The organism is Sphingomonas sp. PP-F2F-A104-K0414 (genome assembly GCF_004340945.1).
Lineage (GTDB): Bacteria > Pseudomonadota > Alphaproteobacteria > Sphingomonadales > Sphingomonadaceae > Sphingomonas.
The window spans coordinates 143,293-164,467 of record NZ_SLYD01000008.1 but is presented as its reverse complement, the minus strand read 5'-3'; the positions used below and the strand labels follow the sequence as shown (position 1 = coordinate 164,467).

Here is a 21,175-nt window from a genome sequence, read left to right as displayed (position 1 = left end):
TGCCGGCGAGGGGCCGGGCTGCCTTGGGGGTCATGATGAGCCGGATGAAACTGCGTGCACGGTTGTTGGTGGGGATCTCGCTAGCGGGGGCATTGGCCGGGGCACTCGTCTTGCCGGCCACGGCGCACGCGCAAGACGCGGTATCGGGGCCGCTCCAGACTGACGCTGCGGCGCAGGCCGCCGCCGCGCGCAAGACCGACGCATCTGGACCTGCCCAAGCCCCTGATGTCACGCCGGCCGCTGCCGGCGATGCCGCGGGAGGCGACATCCTCGTGGTCGGCAACCGCTACGATGCAACCGATCTGCAGATGCGCTCGGCTAACACCACTAACGTGCTGTCTGCGGACGACCTGGCGCACACCGCGGTCCATAACGTTGCCGAGGCGCTGGGCCTGTTGCCCGGCATCAACGTGATGAACACCGGTTCGTCGTTTGCCGGCGGCGTCGATGGCGCGTCGCGCGGCGAAGGCATGTTCGTGTCGGTCCGCGGGCTCAACGCCGAATACAACCTCAACCTGATCAACGGCGTCAACGTCGCCCAGGGCAATCCGTACAGCCGCGGCGTCCAGCTCAGCCTGTTGCCGCCATCGGGTCTCCAGACGATCGTCCTCAATAAGACTTCGCAGCCCGACATGTTGGGCGATGCGATCGGCGGCACGATCGATTTCCGTACGCCATCGGCGTTCGATTACAGCGACTCGATGCGGGCTAGCATCACCGCTGGCGGCCGCCTCGAAAGCCGCGCGCGCGCCTATGGCAAGAACGGGCTCGGCTATAATGTCGGCGCCGACTTCTCGACCAAGTTTGGCCCGGACAAGCAGTTCGGGTTCTACGCCAGCGGCTTCTACGACATCCGCCACTATGCCAACAGCTTGGTCGGCGGCATCCAGGCGTCGGGCTGTTGCGATTTCGGCTATGACTTCGCGGTGCAGAACGCCGACGGCTCGAATCCGAGCAACCTCGATCCGGCAGCGAACCTGATCCTGACCGGTGCCAATTTCGGCATGTCGTCGGGATCGACCGAACGGTACGGCGGCAACGCCACGTTTGACTGGCGTCCCGACGACGACACCGCGGTGTATGCGCGCTTCACCTATGCGCAGGCGAACACCGAGCAGAACAGCCACCTGACGCAGATCATCGGGATGAACAAGCAGACCGGCTCGAACGGCACGCCGCTCGGCAATGGCCTGTACGCGCCGATCATCAGCAACGTTTCGACCCGCTTCTGGTACGAGACCAACCCTGCGCTCGCCAAGCTCGGCACCGCGCAGATCGGCGGCGAGAAGCATCTCGGCGCGCTGACGGTCACCCCTAACGTCTTTTACAGCTGGGGCACCAATGCGCGCCCCAACCATATCGAGGTCGCGGCGCGGACGCTGGGCTCGGACGGCAATGGCCTCGCCTTTGGCAGCGGCACGTTGTTCGGCTACAATAACGGCTATCCCGTCCCGCTGCTAACGCCCGCACTTTCTACCGCGCTTAACAATATTCCGGCGATGCCTGCGGCCGGTGGCGCGCCGGAATACACGCCGCAGACGAGCGGTCAGAAGAAGGGCGGCGCCAAGCTCGACCTGCAATATGATTTCGAGGGCAGCGCGCTCAAGTTCATCAAGGTCGGCGCGCGGATCGAGAAAAGCCGCCGCATGCTCACCAACCGCGACTACACCGTGCCCAATTACGGCGGCGCGACGAGCTTTGGCGACCTCGGTCTCATCTCGAAGACCTATCCGAGCGTGTGGCCGGGCCGGTATGGCTGGGCGGTGCCCGAGATCGACCAGGGCAAGCTGTTCGCGTTGTTCGACAAGTTGGGCGGCGCGACCGATGCGACCATCGATACCTGCGGCAGTAACCCGATCAACAGCTTCAACTGCAACACGCAGCGCGCGACCGAGACGGTGTACGCGACCTATGCGATGACGCAGGTGGATGTCGGCGACCTCCAGCTGATCCCCGGCGTGCGCTACGAGCATACCGACATACACAACGTCTTCTGGGTAACGCCGAACGTCAATGGCGTGACCGGCACCGGCGCCTTCGACAGCAATGTCGCGCGGTTCGATGCGGTGCTGCCGAGCATCGCCGCGAACTACCGGCCCAACCGCACCTCGGTCTACCGCGCGTCGATCTGGACCAGCTATGTCCGGCCGCCGTTCCTGCAACTCGGCGGCGGCGCGAACACCGTCGTATCGGGCGGCGTCACCACCATCACGCAGGGCAATCCAGACCTCAAGGCGATCCGCGCGCTCAACCTCGATGCCTCGGGCGAATGGGATTTCGACCAGGGCGGCCACATCATGCTTGCCGGCTTCTACAAGCACCTGCGCAACTATATCTACGACAACGGCAGCAGCGCCGGGATCGTCACCGGGACCAATGTCGGCGTGACGCAGGGGACCGTCACCTACAAGCCGCAGAATGGCGGGGACGGCAACATCTACGGCATCGAACTCGCCGCACGCCAGAAGCTGTCGGGGCTGCCCGGTTTTCTCAGTGGCTTCGGCGTCGCGGGGAACATCACCCGGCAATGGACCAAGGTCGACGTGCTCGGCGACGGCACGCGGATGGACCGGATCCAGAACGCACCCGACCTGCTGGGCAACGCGCAGCTGTTCTACGAGAGCGGTCCGGTGACCTTCGACATCAACTACAACCACGCCGGCAGCTATGTCTCCATCTATGATACGCTCGGCAAGGGGGCCAAGTGGGACAATGTCTGGGTCCGGCCGATCAACCGTGTCGACCTGCACGCCGGGTTCGCCGCGACCGAGACGCTGAAGTTCGACGTGTCGGTGTCCAACGTCTTCAACACCTACAGCTATTGGGCGCATATCGGGAAGAACAGCCTGGCGGTGTCCGACATCGTCAATTCGGGCACCACCTCGCTGCTGACAGCGACCTGGAAGATGTAGATCGGAAAGGGGTTGGGATCTGGAACGATAATCCATTCGCGGCTGCAATATAAAAAAATCAAATTGACTTAAAAATGACTGATACGGTTTGTATCGAGCGAGCTTTCGATGCGCGGACGACGCGCACGTCAGTTCCAAAGGGGGGCTATATGCAACGTCAAGCAAACAAGGGAATTCTTCTGTCCGGTACGATGGCGTTCGCCGTCGCTGCTGCGGTCACCGCTATGCCGATGGTGGCGACTGCGCAGACTGCCGCGACGCCAGCGGCGGATACCGCGCAGACCGCAAGCGAATCTCTGACCAGCGACATTGTCGTCAACGGCCGGCGCCAGCGTACCGCGCTCAACGAGGAGCATGACGCGGTCGGCGTCGTCGACATCGTTACCACCGGCGACGTCGCGATCAACTCGCAGACCGGCGTGGCCGATCTCGCCAAGGCACTACCGGGTATCTCGGTCAGCCGCGACCAGGGTCGCAACCAAAGCGCGACGGGCGAGGCGCAATATGTTTCGATCCGCGGGTTCGACACCGGCTACAACGCCTATACGCTCGACGGCCTGCGCCTGCCGCAGGTCGCGGGCAGCTCGCGCGCGATCTCGCTCAACCTATTTTCGCCGTTCGCGATCGGCGGGATCGCTGCCGACAAGACGCCGGGCGCCGCCAAAGATTCGGATTCGATCGCGGGCATCATCGATCTGCGCACGCCGACCGCGTTCGATTTCGGCGCCGACTTCACCCGTGCTCGCGTGCTCGGCCAGGTCGCGGGGCTCGCGCTCGACCGCAAGCAGAAGGCGTTCGGCGGCGCGGTCGGTATCGACGCGGCGCGCCGCTTCGGGTCGGATCGCCAGTTCGGCGTGTACGTGGCCGGCTATTACGAAGAGCGCGCCAACGCCGCTGAATCGACCGCAGTCCAGAACGATTACAAGACCACCAATTTCAACGTCGGCACCGCGCGCGCCAATGGCGATGCGCTGTCGGCAGACGGTGTGCAGTGGAACTTCTACAACAACGAGATCAAGCGCTACGGCGCGACCGGGGCGCTTGATTTCCGCACCGATTCGGTCGAGCTGTTCGCACGCGTCAACTATGCGACGTATCTGAACACCAACACGATGAACCAGACCGCGCTGCGCAACGAGCTGACTCGCGGCCAGACCAACAGCAATCCGGTCCGCACGCTCAGCAACGGCGGCACGACGCAGGCGTACAACGCCGCCGGTATCTACACCCCGCTCGGCATCAATCCGGCGAGCTATTTCCGCACCGAGGACGTCGAGCAGGAACTGTTCTCGGCGCAGATTGGCGGAAAGGCGCACTGGAACGGCTTCACCGCCTCGCTGGAAGGCGCATATGCCGACGGCCGGTTCGATCAGCCGCAGCGGATCGAGGCGGCGTTCCGCGGTGTCGCGTACAATGGCGCGGCCAGCAACACCGGCGCGTCGAGCGAAGGCGTGGTCGTCGACTTGTCCAACCCGAAGTCGCCGCGGCCCGTGCTGTCGTCCGGCGCGACCGCGTACGTCTCGTCGCTCGATCGCCCGACGCAGCTCTATGTTCAGCAGGGCTATGACTATTTGTCCGAAGTGAAGAAGACCGTGAAGAGCAGCGTCGGCTGGGAAGGCGAGGGCATTCTCGCCAGCGTTTCGGTCGGTGGCCTGTACGAGGATTCGGACCGCAAGGGCCGTACGCTAGCGCCCGACGTGACGCGCTATCGCTTCCTGACGCCGCTCCAGAACGGCAGTGTGCAGGGGCCGACGATCAACCAGTATCTCGGCAACGTCCTGACCGATTTCCTCGATTACTATCCGGCGCGCGGGATCAAGGTGCTCGAGCGCAGCCAACTCGACGCACAGGTCAGCCAGTATGTGAACCAGGCCGCGGTGTCGCAGACGATCATCAACCAGGGGCTGCTCAAGGGCAACGAGAAGCGCAAGGCGGTCTACGCCACGGGCACGCTGAAATTCGGTACGCTGGAGGTGATGCCGGGCGTCCGTTATGAAGACAACAGCTTCACGGCGAACTATTTCGTCACCAATGCGAACGGCGTCGGCGGAACTTTCGTGAATGCCGGTCGCGATTACGATCATCTCGATCCGAGCTTGCTGGCAGCGTGGAAGCCCGACAGCCGGTTCGTGGTGCGCGGTGCGGTCCGGTCGAGCTATGCGCGACCGGCGTTCGATCAGCTTGCGGGCCCGACGCGGCGGAGCGAACCGGATTCTAACGGCGTGATCACGGTCAGCCAGCCCAACCCTAATCTCAAGCCGGTCGAGGCCTGGAGCTATGACGCCGGCGTCGAATATTATGGCGGCGTCGGACGATATCTTCAGGTCGCGCTGTATTACAAGGACCTGAAGAATATCCTCGTGCCGACCGGTACGCGGTCGGTCAGCGAGACCGTCGGCAGCGTCACGACGATCCAGACCGCCAACGGGCGCAGCGGCAATGCCAAGGGGATCGAGGCCTCTGGCCGCTTCACGCTCGGCGACATGGTCGGATCGGGCATGCTCGGCAATTTCGGCGTGGGCGGCAACATCACCTACCAGAACACCGAGGCGACCTATCAGATCTCGGCCACCGACATCCGCACCTCCAGCCTGCCCCAAGCGCCCGACCTGATCTACAATGCCGAGGTCTTCTATGCCGGCGGCGGCGTCCGCGCAAACGTCTGGTACAACCATACCGGCCGGATCCTGGCGGCGGTGCAGGACAGCCAGCCGGACATCTATGTCCAGCCGATCAGCGAGCTGAACCTCGGCCTCGCCTTCGAGGTCACCGAGAACCTCGAAGTCGGGTTCTCGGCACGCAACATCCTCGACCAGCACACCTATTGGGCGACCGTGGGTAAAGCGACCAAGTACATCTCGAACGATCGCAACGGCGGCTATATGAAGACCGGCCGCGTGTTCCAGTTCAGCCTGACGATGAAGATGTGACGAGGTGATCAAGTGACGATGGCGCGGTGGTCGATCCTGTTCCTGCTGGCTTTTGGGCTGGGATCGCCTGCTGCGCCGGTGTTTGCCGAACCGGTCGTCGCGCCGTTGGCGACCGGGTTACCCCGCGCTGCCGACGTGACGTTGACCGGCGTGCTAGAGGGGCGGGACCGTGCGACGAAGCGCGATCTCGCGTTCGAGGTGCCGGCGGGCACCGCGCAGGTCCATGTTACGTTCGCCTATGAAGGCCGCGACCGCGGCGTCACGATAACCCTCGGCGTAGCCGACCCGATCCGCTTTCGCGGCTGGGGCGGCGGCACCAAATACGACTTCTCGATCGGCGAGGCGTTCGCGACGCCGTCTTTCCTGCCGGGGCCGATACCGGCGGGGCGGTGGCGACTGATGATGACCGTGCCGAGCATCCGCGCCGCTGACCGATCGGCCTGGACCGCGCGGATCTGGTTCTCGCGGCAGACGAACCTCGACGAGGTCGCGTTCGCCACGCAGCCGATCCGCACCGGCGCCGGCTGGTATCGCGGCGATCTCCACACGCATAGCGGCCAGAGCGACGCGCGATGCCGCAGCCTGGCCGGGCGCGAGGCAGGGTGTCCGCCATTCTACACGCTGCAGGAGGCGGTCGCGCATGGGCTCGATTTCGTCGCGCTGACCGATCACAACGTCACCTCGCAGTTCATCGAGATGGGGTATCTCCAGCCGCATTTCGACACGTTGCTGCTGATGCCGGGGCGCGAGCTGACCACCCGCGACGGCCACGCCAATCTGCTCGGCTATATGGGGTTCGTCGAGACCGATATCGGTCGCCCGGGCGCCGAGACGCCGAATGCGATGCTCGCCAGCGCGCATGCGACCGGCGGGTTCCTGACGATCAACCATCCGTCGCGACCGACCGGCGAAGACTGCCTCGGCTGCGGCTGGGCACCGACCGACACCGATTACGCGAAGGTCGACGCGATCGAAGTCGTCAACGGTGGCAGCACGATAGAAACGTCCGGCAAGACTTCTGGCGACCGCGAGGCCGCGATTGTCCGCCAGGTTCGCTATTGGGAGGCGCTGCTCGACAAGGGCTACCGGCTGGTCGGGATTGCGGGCTCGGACAATCACGACGCGATCCAGTATCGCGGCAACTCGCCGATCGGCGCGCAGGCGGCGATCGGCAGCCTCGCCACGGTGATCCGCGCCGACGACCTGTCGCAGGGCGCGATCCTGCGTGGGTTGCGGTCCGGACGGGTGTTCGTCGATCTCGACGAGGGTCGCGGGCGCGTGCTCGACCTGACGGCGCGGCGCGGTGGCGACCATGTGGCGATGGGCGGAAGCCTGCCCGTACGCGCGGGCCAGATCGCAGGATCGGCGCATGTCGAGGGCGTCGCCGGTGGCCGGGTCGAACTGGTTGTCGATGGTCGCCGCGTCGCGCTGGCGAACAGCGCGGTCGTGGGCGATACCGCCGATGTCCCGTTTGCGCTGCCCCACGGCGCGCGGCGCTGGTTTCGTACAGATGTTCGCCGCCCCGACGGGCGGCTCTGGTTGATCGGGAATCCCATCTATGTCCGATGATCGTTCGTTCAGCCGTCGCGCCGTGATGGCCGGGGCGGGTGTCGCTACCCTAGCGGCGAGCCTGCCGGCCGCCGCAATGGCCGCAAAGGGCGGCGAAGACCCGTGCGATCTCGTCGATCCGTTCATCGGCACCGGCGGGCACGGCCATACCTATCCCGGCGCCGCGCGCCCGTTCGGCATGGTCCAGCTCGGGCCCGACACCGACAATGCGCGCTGGGACGCGTGTTCGGGCTATCACCATGACGATGCTTCGATGCTCGGCTTCTCGCACACGCATCTGAGCGGCACCGGCGTCGGCGACCTGCTCGACATATTGGTCGTGCCGCGCGTCGGGCCGGTCGTGCTTGATCCGGGTTCGCTCGCCAAGCCGGAAGGCAGCTATCGCCAGCGGTTCACGCATGCCGACGAGCGCGCTTCGCCCGGCTATTACGCGGTGTCGTTTCCTGACAGCGGGATCGCCGCGGAACTTACGGTGACCGATCGCGTCGGCCTGCACCGTTATCGTTTCCCGGGCGGGGGGCATCTGCTCGTCGATTTCGCGCATGGCAGCCGCGACGAGCCCGACGCGGCGAGCATCGGCTTCGATCCGCCCAAGCCGACCCCGGTCACCGACGCGTCGCTGCGGCTGGTCGGGCGAGACATGCTGGTCGGCAGCCGGCGCGTCCAGCAATGGGCGGGCGGGCGCGTGATCCACTTCGCGATGCGGCTGTCGAGACCGTTCGCGGAGGCGCGTTTCTATAGCAACAATGCTCCCGTCGATGGCCTTCGGGTCGCGGGTGCCGCGCTGAAGGTCGCGCTGATTTTTCCTGATGCGGGCTCGGCACCGTTGCTGGTCAAGATCGCGCTGTCTGGCGTCGATGTTGAGGGCGCGATCCGCAATCTCGATGCAGAACTGCCGCACTGGGATTTCGACCGGGCTCACCGCGAGGCGCGGGCGGCCTGGGCGACCGAGCTCGCCAAGCTGACGGTCGAGGGCGCGAGCCAGACTGATCGGCGGATCTTCTACACCGCGTCCTACCATGCGCTTCTTGCGCCGACGCTCTTCTCCGACGTCGACGGACGCTATCGCGGGATGGATACCGCGGTCCACCGCGTCCCGGCGGGGGCGCACAACTACAGCACCTACTCGCTGTGGGACACGTATCGCACGCTGCATCCGCTGCTCACCCTGGTCCAGCCGGAGCGCAACGCCGATCTGGTCCGGGGGCTGGTCCGGATGACCGACGAGAGCCCGCACGGACCGCCGATCTGGCCGCTCCAGGGGATCGAGACGCATTGCATGATCGGCTGGCATTCGGCCGTGGTGATCGCTGAGGCGGCGGCCAAGCGCGTGCCCGGAATAGACTATGCTGCCGCCTGGCCGCGCTTTCGCGCACTGGCGTTCGACCGCGACGTGAAGGGCCTCGATCCGTACCGCCGGCTCGGCTTTATCCCCAGCGACAAGGTGGCGGAGGCGGCGAGCAAGACGCTCGAATACGCCTATGACGACTGGGCGATGGCGACGCTCGCCGAGGTCGCGGGCGCGCCCGAGGATGCGGCCAGACTGCGTGCGCGGTCGCGGAACTATCGCAACCTGTTCGACGCGAAAACCGGGTTCATGCGGCCGCGGCTTGCGGATGGGCAATGGGCAGAACCGTTCGATCCGCGCGCGCTCGGTCACGACACGACGCACTGGCGCGACTTCACCGAATGCAATGCGTGGCAGGCGACCTTCCTCAATCAGCACGACGTCTACGGCCTAATCGACCTGTTCGGTGGCGACGCGAAGTTCGAGGCCAAGCTCGACGCGCTGTTCGCGGCGGAGAGCGGGATCGCTGGCGAGTCGGTCCCCGATATCACCGGGCTGGTCGGCCAATACGCGCACGGCAACGAGCCGAGCCACCACGTCGCCTATCTCTACGCCTATTGCGGCGCGCCGTGGAAGACGCAGGCGCGCGTCCGGATGCTGCTCGCCGGTCAGTATCGCGCCGCGCCTGACGGCCTGTCGGGCAACGAGGATTGCGGGCAGATGAGCGCTTGGTACCTCATGAGCGCGATGGGGCTGTATCCGGTCGATCCGGTCAGCGCGGTGTACGTGTTCGGCGCGCCGCTGTTCTCGCGTGCGACGCTGGCGGTCGGGCAGGGGCGCCGGGTGGTGATCGAGGCGCCGGGCGTCGGGGTCGACGCGGTTTATGTCCAGAGGGCGACGTGGAACGGCAAGCCCTGGACGAAGAGCTGGATCGCGCATGCCGATCTGGCGAAGGGCGGGCGGCTGGTGTTCGAGATGGGCAACCGTCCCAACCCCGCCTTCGGCCGCGATCCCGCGGACCGGCCGCCGTCCTTCGGCGCGCTCAGACCGTCTGCGTGACCTTGGCGAGATGCGGCGGCGCGTCGGGGTTCAACCCGCGTGCCAGCGAGAGCGCGGTGGCCGCACGGTAGAAGCTCTGGAGCATCAGGATCGGCTCGATCGCGGGATGCGTCTTCGCCGCTGGTAGCGCGCCGCCGCCGGTCGAGTCCGCCAGCAGCACGCGTGCGCCACGCTCGGCGAAGTCCTCCGCCACCGCGCGTACGCTCTCGCCGGACACGTCCGATCCGGCGATCGCGAGGATCGGAAAGCCGGGCCCGACGATCGTCATCGGCCCGTGGCGGACTTCGGCAGCGCTGAACGCCTCGGCATGCAGCGCGCACGTTTCCTTCAGCTTCAGCGCCATTTCCTGCGCGATCCCGAAGCCATAGCCGCGGCCGACGACGAACAGGCTGGTCGCCGACACCAGCGCGATCGACAATGCTCGCCAGTCCTGCTCGAAAGCCTTTTCAAGCTGGGCGGGCAGTGCCTCCACCGCATCGGCAAGCGCGGGATCGTCGGCGATCGCTGCGACGATCGCGGCCAGCCCGGCCATCGCCGCGATGCAGGACTTGGTCGCGGCGACCGAGCATTCGGGCCCGGCACTGAGCGCGATCACCGTGTCGGCAAGCGCGGCAAGCGGCGACTCCTCGTCGTTGACCAGCGCGACGACATGCGCCCCCGCGCGCTGCCACGCACCAACCGTTGCCAGCAGATCCGGGCTGCGCCCCGATTGCGAGATCGCGATGCACAAGGTGTCCGCGCCGCCGCCCGCCGGCGCACCGAACAGCGACGCGATCGATGGCGCCGCGGAGACGACGGGCAGGGCCAGCATCGTCTCGAACAGATATTTGCCATAGGATGCGGCATGGTCGGACGATCCGCGCGCACACGTCACCACCAGCCGCACGCGGGTCGCGCGCAGAGTCGTCGCCAGTGCGGCGATCGTCGCGCGGTTCGCGGCGAGCAGCCGCGTCACCGCCGCACCCGCCTCGCGCGCTTCGACGAACATCGCTGTTGTGCTTTCGACAGGATCGGTCATCTTGGTCCCCGCTGGTGATACGTGAACCAAATATTCCATTGCTAGCATAATTGCTAGATTCGTTTCGAAAGTCCCGATATCTTCGTGGCCATGACGTCGACCCCGACCCGCCGGACCGTACTCACCGGCCTTGCCGCACTCGCCGGAACCAATCCGGTTCGTAGCGTCGCAGCCATATCGTCACGATCGACAAGACGCCCGCCGGTCGGTGATCGGCGCTTTGTCAGCCCTGCTGTGGAAACCGAAATCGCGCGCGTCTCTGCGAAGATCGGTGACCCGGAACTGCGCTGGCTGTTCGACAACTGCTACCCCAACACGCTTGACACCACCGTCGAGATGGGCGTCGAGATGGGCATGCCCGACGGCCGTCGCGATGCGTTCGTCATTACCGGCGACATCCCCTGTCTGTGGCTGCGTGACAGCGCTGCGCAGGTGCATGGCTATCTGCCGCTCGCGCACCGCGATCCCGCGCTGCGCACGCTGTTCCGCGGACTTATCGGCCGACACGCGCGCTGCATCCTGATCGATCCCTATGCCAACGCATTCACCCGCGACGCCGGCGCCGGCACGCCGCTGTCTTGGGCGAAGGACGACCTGACGACGATGAAACCGGGTGTCGCCGAGCGCAAATGGGAGGTCGATTCGCTCTGCCACGTCGTCCGGCTCGCGCATGGCTATTGGCGTGCGACCGGCGACCGTGCGGCGTTCGACGCGCAATGGGGCGAGGCGGCACGCACGATCGTCGCGACCTTCCGCGCGCAACAGCGCAAGGACGGCGCCGGCCCTTACCGGTTCCAGCGTGCGGCGGAGAGCGCGACCGATACGCTGATCCTCGATGGCTATGGCGCACCGACGCGGAAGGTCGGCCTGATCCATTCGATGTTCCGGCCTTCGGACGATGCTTGCGCCTATCCATTTCTGATCCCCGCCAATCTGTTTGCGGTCACCGCTTTGCGATGGCTCGCGTCGCTGGCACACGAAACGCGGGGCGACACGGCGCTCGCGACCGATGCGACCGCGCTGGCGGACGAGGTAACCGCGGCGTTGCGCGCGCATGGCCGGATCGGCGAGGGCACGGATGCGGTCTGGGCGTACGAAGTCGACGGCTATGGTAACACGCTGTTCATGGACGACGCCAACGCGCCGAGCCTCTCGTCGCTGGCGATGCTCGGCTGCGTCCCGCGCGACGACGCGTTGTTCCGCCGGACCGAAGCACGGTGCTGGAGCGCGGCGAACCCCTATTTCTTCCAAGGGAAAGCCGGCGAGGGTATCGGCGGACCGCATGTCGGGCTCGGCATGATTTGGCCGATGTCGCTGATCGTTCGCGCGATGGGAAGCGACGACGACGCGACGATCCAGCGCTGCCTCGACATCCTCAAGACCACGCACGCGGGCACCGGCGTCATGCACGAGGCGTTCGGCGCGGATGATCCGTCGCATTTCACACGCCCCTGGTTCGCCTGGGCGAACAGCCTGTTCGGCGAGATGATCGTCAACCTTGTGAAGCGTAAGCCGGGCTTGCTCGCATGAGCTACGCGGCGACGCTAGGCGGCACGCGGTATCGGTTCGACGATCTGCGGATGCTGCTGGCGCATGCGACGCCGCTGCGCTCGGGTGACGAACTCGCAGGACTCGCCGCGGCGACCCAGGCGGCGCGGGTCGCGGCGCGCTATGCGCTCGCCGACCTGCCGCTCGCGAGCCTGCTCGACGCGCAGGTCGTGCCGTATGAGACCGACGAGATCACCCGGCTGATCGTCGACACGCACGACCGCGCCGCCTTTACCGAGATCGCGCACCTCACCGTCGGCGGTTTCCGCGAATGGCTGCTGAGCAATTTGGTCGACGACGCGGTCCTCGCGCGCGTCTCACCCGGGATTACGCCGGAGATGGCGGCGGCGGTGTCGAAGCTGATGCGCAACCAGGACCTGATCGCGGTCGCCGCAAAGCGCCGGGTCGTGACCGGGTTTCGCAACACGATCGGCTTGCAGGGCCGGCTGTCGGTGCGGTTGCAGCCCAATCACCCGACCGACGACCCTGCGGGCATCTCAGCCTCGACGATCGACGGGCTGTTGATGGGCTGCGGCGATGCGGTGATCGGGATCAACCCCGCGACCGACAGCGTCGACGGCGCTGCGACCTTGCTCCACCTGCTTGACACAGTGCGCGAGAGATTCTCGATTCCGACCCAGACCTGCGTCCTGACGCACGTCACCAACAGCCTTGAGCTGATCGCACGCGGCGCGCCGCTCGATTTGTGCTTCCAGTCGATCGCCGGGACCGAGGCGGCCAATCGCGGCTTCGGCGTCGATCTTGCGCTGCTCCGCGAGGCGCACGACGCGACGCTGGCGATGAAGCGCTGGAGCGTCGCCGACAACGTCATGTATTTCGAGACCGGGCAGGGCTCGGCGCTGTCCGCCGACGCGCATCATGGCGTCGACCAGCAGACGCTCGAATGCCGCGCCTATGCGGTCGCGCGCCAGTTCAGGCCTTTGCTCGTCAACACCGTGGTCGGCTTCATCGGCCCCGAATATCTCTACGACGGCAAGCAGATCATCCGTGCCGCACTCGAGGATCATTGTTGCGGCAAACTACTCGGCCTGCCGATGGGCGTCGACGTCTGCTACACCAACCACGCCGCCGCCGACCAGGACGACATGGACAGCCTGCTGACGCTGCTCGGCATCGCAGGCGTCACCTTCGTGATGGGCGTGCCGGGGGCGGACGATGTGATGCTCAACTATCAGTCGACCAGCTTCCACGACGCGCTCTACATCCGCGACCTGCTCGGGTTGCGCCCTGCGCCCGAGTTCGAACGCTGGCTCGGCGAAATGGGGCTGGTCGGCGAGGACGGCCGGATGCGCCCGATCGAACAGCTCGGCGCGCGCCACCGCCTGCTGGCGTCGTCCTGACGATGGCCGACCCGCCAATCTGCGATCCGTTCGCCGCGTTGCGGGCGGCGACCAGCGCGCGGATCGGCCTCGGGCGGGCGGGGCAGGGACTGCCGACCGCAGCGATGCTCGCCTTCCAGCGCGATCATGCGCTGGCGTGCGATGCTGTGCACGCCGTACTCGACGTGGAGGCGCTGATCGCGGGGCTCGGCGAGGACACTATGGTCGTCGACAGCGCGGCGACCGATCGTGCGACGTATCTGCGGCGGCCCGATCTCGGGCGACGGCTCGCCGGTGATGTGACGCTGGAAAGCGGCGATCCGGTCGATCTGGCCATCGTTGTCGTCGATGGCCTGTCGGCGACCGCGATCAACGTCAACGCGGTGCCATTGGTCGCGGCGCTCAGGCCTTTGCTGACGGGCTGGCGGATCGCGCCGGTCATGCTGGTGCGGCAGGGGCGCGTGGCGATCGGCGATCCGATCGGCGCGGCGCTCCGCACGTCGGCGGTCCTCGTCCTGATCGGGGAGCGGCCCGGTCTCGCGGCGGCGGACGGGATCGGCGCTTATCTCACCTGGGATCCGGCGCCCGGCCGCCGCGACAGCGAGCGTAACTGCGTGTCGAACATTCGCGACGGGGGGCTCGCCCCGGCAATGGCCGCGCGCAGCATCGCATGGCTGCTGGCGGAGGCACGGCGGCTGCAACAGACCGGCGTTGCGTTGAAGAACCGCTTCGATGGGCAGGCGGCGCTCGATGACGGCAGCTGACAGGTGGTCAGGGTGCCTCCATCTTGCCCGAGCGGACCGACCGCTCCGCCGCCTCGGCAAGTACCAGCGCAGCGATGCCGTCGTGCAGCGTAACCTGCGGTGCGACACCGTCGATTACGTCGGCAAAGTGCGCGATCTCGGTCCTGTAGGCCTGCGCATAGCGATCGAGGAAGAAATTCTGGAGCGAATCGGTGCTCCCGCCGGTTGGACCCCAGGTTTCCAGCATCGTCTCGGTGACGTTGCCGACGCGGATCATGCCGCCGGCGCCATACGCCTCGATCCGCTGGTCGTAGCCATAGCCGCTGCGCCGGCTCGAACTGATCGTGCACAGTCGTCCGTCGGCGGCGCGCAGGATCGTGCGCGCGGTATCGACGTCGCCGACCGCGGCGATTCCCGGGTCGACCAGGCAGGCGGCGCTGGCGAACACGCCGACCGGTTCCGCACCGAGAAGCCAGCGCGCCATGTCAAAATCGTGGATCACCATGTCGCGGAACAGGCCGCCGGAATTGGCGAGATACGCGGGCGGCGGCGGTGCGGGGTCATGGCTGACGATGTGGATCGCTTCGATCGTACCAATCGCGCCCGACGCGAGCCGCGATCCCAGCGCGGCGAAATGTGGATCGAAGCGCCGGTTGAACCCGATCAGCACGCGCGCACCGATCCGGTCGAGCCGTTCGACCACCGCGCGTGCGCGCGCGAGGTCGAGGTCGATCGGCTTCTCGCAGAAGATCGCGCGTCCGGGGTGCGCTTCGGCGGCGGCGAGCATGTGGTCACAATGCAGCGCGGTCGGACTGGCAATCACCACCGCGTCGATCGCGGGGTCGGCCAGCGCGGTGGCGACATCGCGCGCGACCGAGCCATGCCGTGCAGCGAGCGCCTGCGCGGCGTCACTGGCGACATCGGCGACACAGGCGAGCCGCAGCCGGGGGTGCGCAGCGACGTTGGCCGCATGGATGCGGCCGATGCGCCCGGCTCCGATCACTGCGACGGCGTGCACGTCTTCCTCCTCGACCCGTTGTCGGCTCCATTCCACGTCTGCGCCATGTCGGGCAAGCACCACGTTGTCAAACCGGTGGGATCACCTTATGCGCCGGGATCGTGGAAGCGATGCGCAGCGAACCGATGATGAAGCTGGAGCTGATCACAGTCGGGCGGTCCTGCGTCGACCTGTACGGCGAACAGATCGGCGGCCGGCTCGAGGATATGGCGAGCTTCGGTAAATATGTCGGGGGCAGTCCGACCAACACCGCGATCGGCGCCGCCCGGCTTGGCCTGCGCAGTGCAGTGCTCACACGGGTCGGCAATGACCACATGGGGCGCTTCATTCGCGAGCAACTGGTGCGCGAAGGTGTGGCGACACGCGGCGTGCTGACCGATCGCGACCGGCTGACGGCGCTGGTCCTGCTCGGCATCCGCGATCCCGAGACGTTCCCGCTGATCTTCTACCGCGACGACTGCGCGGATATGGCGCTGTGCGAGGCGGACGTCGATCCGGCGTTCATCGCCACGGCCGACGCGGTGCTGGTCAACGGCACCCATCTGTCGCAGCGGGGCGTGTTCGCGGCGAGCATGGCGGCAGCGCACATGATGCACGAGGGCGGCGGGCGCGTGGTGTTCGATGTCGATTTCCGGCCCGTGCTCTGGGGGTTGACGCCGCGCGACATGGGCGAGAACCGATTCGTCGCGGATTTTGCCGTCACCGCGACGATGCAGCAGGTGCTACCGCTGGTCGACCTGGTGGTCGGTACCGAGCAGGAGATTCACATCCTCGGTGGTTCGCTCGATACGTTGGTGGCGCTGGCGGCGATCCGGCGGCTGACGGCGGCACCAATCGTGGTGAAGCGCGCGGCAGCGGGCAGCGTCGTCGTCGAGGGCGACAGTCCCGCCAGGCTCGAAGACGCCTGCGTGGTGCCAGGCTATCCGGTCGAGGTGTTCAATGCGCTCGGCGCGGGCGACGCGTTCATGGCCGGGTTCCTGCGCGGCTGGCTGCGCGGCAAGACGCTGGCGACCTCGGCGGCATGGGGCAATGCGTGCGGCGCGCTGGTGGTGTCGCGGCATGGTTGCGCGCCGGCGATGCCGGGGTGGGACGAACTGCGCGGCTTTCTCGCGCGGAAGAGCTGGCCGTACCGGCTGCGCCAGGACCGCGATCTCGAACAGCAGCACTGGATTGCCCACCGCGCGCGGCGGTATGACACGCTGACCGTGCTGGCGGTCGATCACCGGACGCAGTTCGACGAGATGGTGCGGATGTCCGGGCCGGACGCGCGCGGTCGGGTCGCGAGCTTCAAGATGCTGGTACTGCGCGCGACCGATCGGCTGGCGGCGGGGGATCGCAGTTTCGGCGTATTGCTCGACGGCGGCGACGGCGCGCGCGCGCTGGAGGCTGCGGCGGACCTGCCATACTGGACGGGGCGCCCGATCGAGGTCGCGGGATCGCGACCACTGAGGTTCGAGAGCGGCCTCGATCCGGCGGTGACGCTGCGCGGTTGGCCGGTGACTCAGGTGGTGAAGTGCCTCGTCTACTACCGGATGGACGACGCGGACGATCTGCGCGCGATGCAAGACCGCCAGCTGGTCCGGCTGTTCGAGGCGTGTCGGGCGACGCGGCACGAACTGCTGCTCGAGGTGATCGTGTCCGCGCACGGCGATGTGGCGCCCGACACGACCGCGCGGGTACTCGACCATCTTTACGGTCTCGGCATCCATCCCGACTGGTGGAAGCTGGAGCCGGCCGAGGATCACGCCACCTGGAACCGGATCGCGGCGGTGATCGATACGCATGATCCGGCGTGCCAAGGGGTCCTGCTGCTCGGCTTGTCGGCGGCGCCTGCGGTTCTGCTCGAACGGTTCGAGGTCGCCGCCGCCTATCCGATCGTAAAGGGCTTTGCGGTCGGTCGGACGATCTGGCACACCGTCGCGACGCAGTGGCTGGACGGCGCGATCGACGAGGATGCAGCGATGAGGCAGATCACGGCGAATTTTCAGGTGCTTGTCGAGGCTTGGCGTACGGCGCGGGCGCGATCCCTGCCGGCTGTGGCGGGCGGGTGAACGGCACCGCCCGGCTAACGGCCGCGCAGGCGCTGGTCCGCTGGATGACGGCGCAGCATGTCGAGATCGACGGCGTCGCGACGCGCTATTTCGCGGGAGTTTGGGCGATCTTCGGCCACGGCAACGTCGCCGCGCTCGGCGAGGCGCTGGCCGGCGTACGCGAGACTTTGCCGACCTACCGCGCTCATAGCGAGCAGGGCATGGCGCATGCCGCAATCGCGTTCGCCAAGGCGCACCGCCGCGACCGCGCGATGGCGTGCACTAGTTCGATCGGTCCGGGCGCCACAAACATGGTTACCGCCGCGGCGCTCGCGCATGTCAATCGTTTGCCTGTGTTGTTCCTACCAAGCGATGTGTTTGCCAGCCGCCGCCCGGATCCGGTGCTGCAGCAGGTTGAGGCTTTCGCGGATGCGACAGTCAGCGCGAACGACTGTTTCCGCCCGGTGTCACGGCTGTTCGATCGCATCGTCCGCCCTGAACAGCTGATCGACGCGTTACCAAGGGCGATGGCGGTGCTGACCGACCCTGCCGCCTGCGGTCCCGTGACGGTGTGCCTGTGCCAGGACGTGCAGGCCGAGGCGTTCGATTATCCGCTGTCGTTCTTTCGCGAAAGAATGTGGCGACGGCGCCGTCCCGAACCCGATCGCGACGAACTTGCCCGGCTCGTCGCAGCGGTGCAGGGGGCCAAGAGGCCGTTGATCGTTGCCGGCGGCGGCGTGCTGTACGCGCGCGCGGAGGCGACCCTGGCGGCGCTGGCGACGGCGACCGGCATTCCCGTCGCCGAGACTCAGGCGGGGAAGGGGGCGCTGGTCTGGAAGCATCCACAGTCGCTTGGCGGGATCGGCGTGACCGGGACGGCGGCGGCGAATGCGGCAGCGGCGGCGGCGGACGTGATCGTCGCGGTCGGTACGCGGTTGCAGGATTTCACGACCGGATCGCGTACTTTGTTCGCTGCGGATGCGGTGCTTTTCCAGGTCAACGTCGCGCTCCACGACGTCGCCCGGCACGATGCCGAGCCGGTGCTCGGTGATGCCGACGTGACCTTGCGCGCACTCGTCGACGCTTTGAAGGGATGGCAGGTGCCGGATGCTTGGCACGCGGCCGTCGGTAGCGCCCGGGCGGCGTGGGATGACGCATGGCGGGCGACGACAACGCCCGATGGGGCCATACCCTCCGATGGGCAGGTCGTCGGGGCGATCTGGCGGCAGGCTACGACAAATACCGTGGTCGTGTGCGCAGCAGGCGGGCTGCCGGGCGATTTGCACAAATTGTGGCGTGTGCTGCGACCGGGCGGCTATCATGCCGAATACGGTTATTCTTGCATGGGTTACGAGATCGCCGGCGCGCTTGGCGTGGCGATGGCGCTGCCGGTGCGCGACGTAATCGCGACGGTCGGCGACGGCAGCTATCTGATGCTCAATTCGGAACTGGCGACCGCCGTGATGCTGGGCGTGAAGTTGACCGTGGTGCTGGTCGATAATCGCGGTTTCGGCTGCATCGAGCGGCTTGCGTGCGCTAGCGGCAGCGAAGGGCTCGGCAATCTCCTTCCCGACGCCGCGCCGCGGATCGATTTCGTCGCCCACGCGCGCAGCCTCGGCGCAGTTGCGGAAGCGGTCGATGATATCGCCGCGCTAGAGGCGGCGCTGGCCCGTGCTCGGTCGGCGCGATCGGTAACAGTGATCGTCGTTAAGACCGATCCCGCACGCGCGACGGCAGCCGGCGGCCACTGGTGGGATGTCGCGATCCCTTCGGTATCCTCCCGGCCAGGTGTGGTCGCTGCCCGCGGCACCTATGAGCGCATTGTTCCGCGAGTGACGTCGTGATCCGCTGGGGTGTCAGTCCGATCGGCTGGGCCAACGACGACCTTCCCGCGCTGGGGGCGGGGACGACGCTTGACACGATCCTGTCGGATGCGCGCGCGATCGGGTTCGACGGCATCGAGCTCGGGCATCTCTTCCCGCGCGACCCTGCGATACTGGCGCCGATCATGGCGGCGCACGGCCTTGCGACGATCGGCGGCTGGTATGGCATGCGGCTGCTCGAGCGCGACGCGGAAGCGGAGATCGATGCCATGACGCCACATCTCGATCTGCTGGCTGGTGTCGCTGGAGGAATAGTGATCGTCGCGGAGACGTCTAACTCGACGCATGTGAATGGAGCGAGCCCATTAAACCGGCCGCCACGATTGCCAGCCGACGCATGGCCTGAATTCAGCCGACGGCTCGATCAAGTCGCGGCGCATGTCGCATCACGCGGCATGCTGCTCGCTTATCACCACCATCTCGGCACGGTCGTCGAGACCGTCGACGACCTCGACCGGTTGCTTGCAAACACCGGGCCGGCGGTGGGCCTGACGATCGATACTGGACATGCGCGCTATGGCGGGATCGACCCGGCGGCGGTGGTTCGCGACTGGCCGAAGAGAATCTTCCACGTCCACGCCAAAGACGTTCGCCCCGATCGTCACGTCGCAACCCTCCGAACCGGCGGAAGTTTCCTCGATGGCGTCGCAGCGGGCATCTTCACCACCCCAGGCGATGGCGAGTATGATTTTGCGCCGTTGATCGCAGCGCTGCAGGGGATCAACTATGGAGGCTGGATCGTAATCGAGGCTGAACAGGATCCGGCCATGGCCGATCCACGGGCGTATGCCGCGTCTGGTTTCGTCACGATGCGACGATTGGTAGACCGCTGAATGTCTCGCTTGCGGATCGCCTCGAGCATACCGGCGGATGACGGCGTCGTCGTGTCGGTGACGCCGTCGAGCGCCGGATGGACGCACGTTGGGTTCTCTGTCGTCAGGCTCGCCGCCGGACAGCGGTATCGCGGCGGCGATCCGACGCGCGAACTATGCGTAGTGATACTGTCCGGGACGGTCGATATCGTCGCGGGCGACCGATGCTTCACGACATTGGGTAGCAGACGCACCGTATTCGACGGGCCGCCCGTCGCGATGTACCTGCCGGCCGGGTGCGACTATACCATCACCGCTTCAACAGTAGCGGAAATTGCACTCTGCACCGCTCCCGGCACGACGCAGCGATCGGTACGTGTGATTCCGCCCGACGCGATGCCGTGCGAAGTACGCGGCAGCGGCACCAATACCCGTTTCGTCCGCAATATTCTGCCGGAAGGTGCGGAGGCGGACAGCTTGCTGGTCGTCGAAGTCGTCACGCCTGGTGGCCACTGGTCGAGCTATCCACCGCACAAACACGATAGTGACTCTTTTCCCGAAGAGACGCAGCTAGAGGAAACTTATTACCACCGTCTCTCGCCACGAGAGGGCTTTGCGATCCAGCGGGTCTATACCGATGATCGCAGCTTGGACGAGACGATCGCCGTCAATGATGGCGACGTGGTGCTCGTCCCGCTTGGCTATCACCCTGTCTCAGCCTCACCCGGCCACGACCTGTACTACCTCAACGTGATGGCTGGGCCACGACGTTCCTGGCGTGTTCGCACCGACCCCGACTATGTTTGGCTCGATTTGTCCGCCCCGCCACCGATCTGATGACCTACGTGAAACATCGTCGGATTTTAGCGCGTCGATCTTGCCGTCGTAATCTGATCCTGACGTTGAGAGGAGGCAGTGGAGCAGGAATTTGCCCTGGCAGAGATCCAGATTAGCGGGCAAACTTTGTGAGCTAGTCGTGACGACGCGCCAGCTATCGCTGATAGGACTGTACTGATCAGCGCCTT

Annotated in this window: 13 protein-coding genes; 11 read left to right on the top strand and 2 right to left on the bottom strand. The window is 66.4% G+C overall.

The annotated features are described in order from the left end of the window. Window positions 1–35 precede the first annotated feature (35 nt). From C8J46_RS17810 to C8J46_RS17795, 4 genes are all read left to right on the top strand, one after another. Window positions 36–2,912 carry a TonB-dependent receptor gene (locus C8J46_RS17810; protein WP_132741930.1) on the top strand — a complete coding sequence of 959 codons (2,877 nt, stop codon included), beginning with the start codon at window positions 36–38 and terminating at the stop codon, window positions 2,910–2,912. A gap of 149 nt (window positions 2,913–3,061) precedes the next feature. Beyond that, on the top strand, window positions 3,062–5,842 hold the full coding sequence (locus C8J46_RS17805; protein ID WP_165886626.1) for a TonB-dependent receptor: 2,781 nt from the start codon (window positions 3,062–3,064) through the stop codon (window positions 5,840–5,842). An 18-nt stretch (window positions 5,843–5,860) separates the two neighbouring features. Beyond that, window positions 5,861–7,411 carry a CehA/McbA family metallohydrolase gene (locus C8J46_RS17800; RefSeq protein ID WP_243643496.1) on the top strand — a complete coding sequence of 517 codons (1,551 nt, stop codon included), beginning with the start codon at window positions 5,861–5,863 and terminating at the stop codon, window positions 7,409–7,411. Then, window positions 7,401–9,758, top strand: coding sequence for a GH92 family glycosyl hydrolase (locus C8J46_RS17795; protein WP_132741924.1), 2,358 nt, complete (start codon window positions 7,401–7,403; stop codon window positions 9,756–9,758). Before C8J46_RS17800 ends, C8J46_RS17795 begins: the two co-directional genes overlap by 11 nt. Here C8J46_RS17795 and C8J46_RS17790 read toward each other — a convergent pair. Then, window positions 9,742–10,776, bottom strand: a complete 1,035-nt coding sequence (locus C8J46_RS17790) for an SIS domain-containing protein (RefSeq protein WP_132741922.1) — start codon at window positions 10,774–10,776, stop codon at window positions 9,742–9,744. The genes C8J46_RS17795 and C8J46_RS17790 overlap by 17 nt on opposite strands. A gap of 90 nt (window positions 10,777–10,866) precedes the next feature. On the opposite strand from C8J46_RS17790, the gene C8J46_RS17785 reads away from it, so the two are divergent. The 3 genes from C8J46_RS17785 to eutC are packed head-to-tail and all read left to right on the top strand — an operon-like array spanning window position 10,867 to window position 14,428. After that, window positions 10,867–12,306 carry a glycoside hydrolase family 125 protein gene (locus C8J46_RS17785; protein ID WP_132742000.1) on the top strand — a complete coding sequence of 480 codons (1,440 nt, stop codon included), beginning with the start codon at window positions 10,867–10,869 and terminating at the stop codon, window positions 12,304–12,306. Continuing rightward, window positions 12,303–13,685 carry an ethanolamine ammonia-lyase subunit EutB gene (locus C8J46_RS17780; protein WP_132741920.1) on the top strand — a complete coding sequence of 461 codons (1,383 nt, stop codon included), beginning with the start codon at window positions 12,303–12,305 and terminating at the stop codon, window positions 13,683–13,685. Before C8J46_RS17785 ends, C8J46_RS17780 begins: the two co-directional genes overlap by 4 nt. A 2-nt stretch (window positions 13,686–13,687) precedes the next feature. Next, entirely contained in the window at window positions 13,688–14,428 is a 741-nt protein-coding gene (gene eutC, locus C8J46_RS17775; protein ID WP_132741918.1) for an ethanolamine ammonia-lyase subunit EutC, read from the top strand. Between the two features lie 7 nt (window positions 14,429–14,435). Here eutC and iolG read toward each other — a convergent pair whose 3' ends face one another. Next, window positions 14,436–15,425, bottom strand: coding sequence for an inositol 2-dehydrogenase (iolG, locus tag C8J46_RS17770; protein ID WP_132741916.1), 990 nt, complete (start codon window positions 15,423–15,425; stop codon window positions 14,436–14,438). Between the two features lie 110 nt (window positions 15,426–15,535). Here iolG and iolC point away from each other — a divergent pair, with 110 nt between their 5' ends. The 4 genes from iolC to iolB are packed head-to-tail and all read left to right on the top strand — an operon-like array spanning window position 15,536 to window position 20,987. Then, window positions 15,536–17,476 (top strand): 5-dehydro-2-deoxygluconokinase, encoded by a 1,941-nt coding sequence (gene iolC / locus C8J46_RS17765; RefSeq protein ID WP_165886625.1) that lies wholly within the window; start codon window positions 15,536–15,538, stop codon window positions 17,474–17,476. Then, the gene (iolD, locus tag C8J46_RS17760) at window positions 17,428–19,299 is read left to right on the top strand and encodes a 3D-(3,5/4)-trihydroxycyclohexane-1,2-dione acylhydrolase (decyclizing) (RefSeq protein ID WP_207894217.1); all 1,872 of its coding nucleotides are present in this window, start codon (window positions 17,428–17,430) and stop codon (window positions 19,297–19,299) included. The genes iolC and iolD overlap by 49 nt, the downstream gene beginning before the upstream one ends. Further along, window positions 19,296–20,171, top strand: a complete 876-nt coding sequence (gene iolE / locus C8J46_RS17755) for a myo-inosose-2 dehydratase (RefSeq protein WP_132741914.1) — start codon at window positions 19,296–19,298, stop codon at window positions 20,169–20,171. The genes iolD and iolE overlap by 4 nt, the downstream gene beginning before the upstream one ends. Next, window positions 20,172–20,987, top strand: a complete 816-nt coding sequence (iolB, locus tag C8J46_RS17750) for a 5-deoxy-glucuronate isomerase (RefSeq protein WP_132741912.1) — start codon at window positions 20,172–20,174, stop codon at window positions 20,985–20,987. Window positions 20,988–21,175 lie beyond the last annotated feature (188 nt).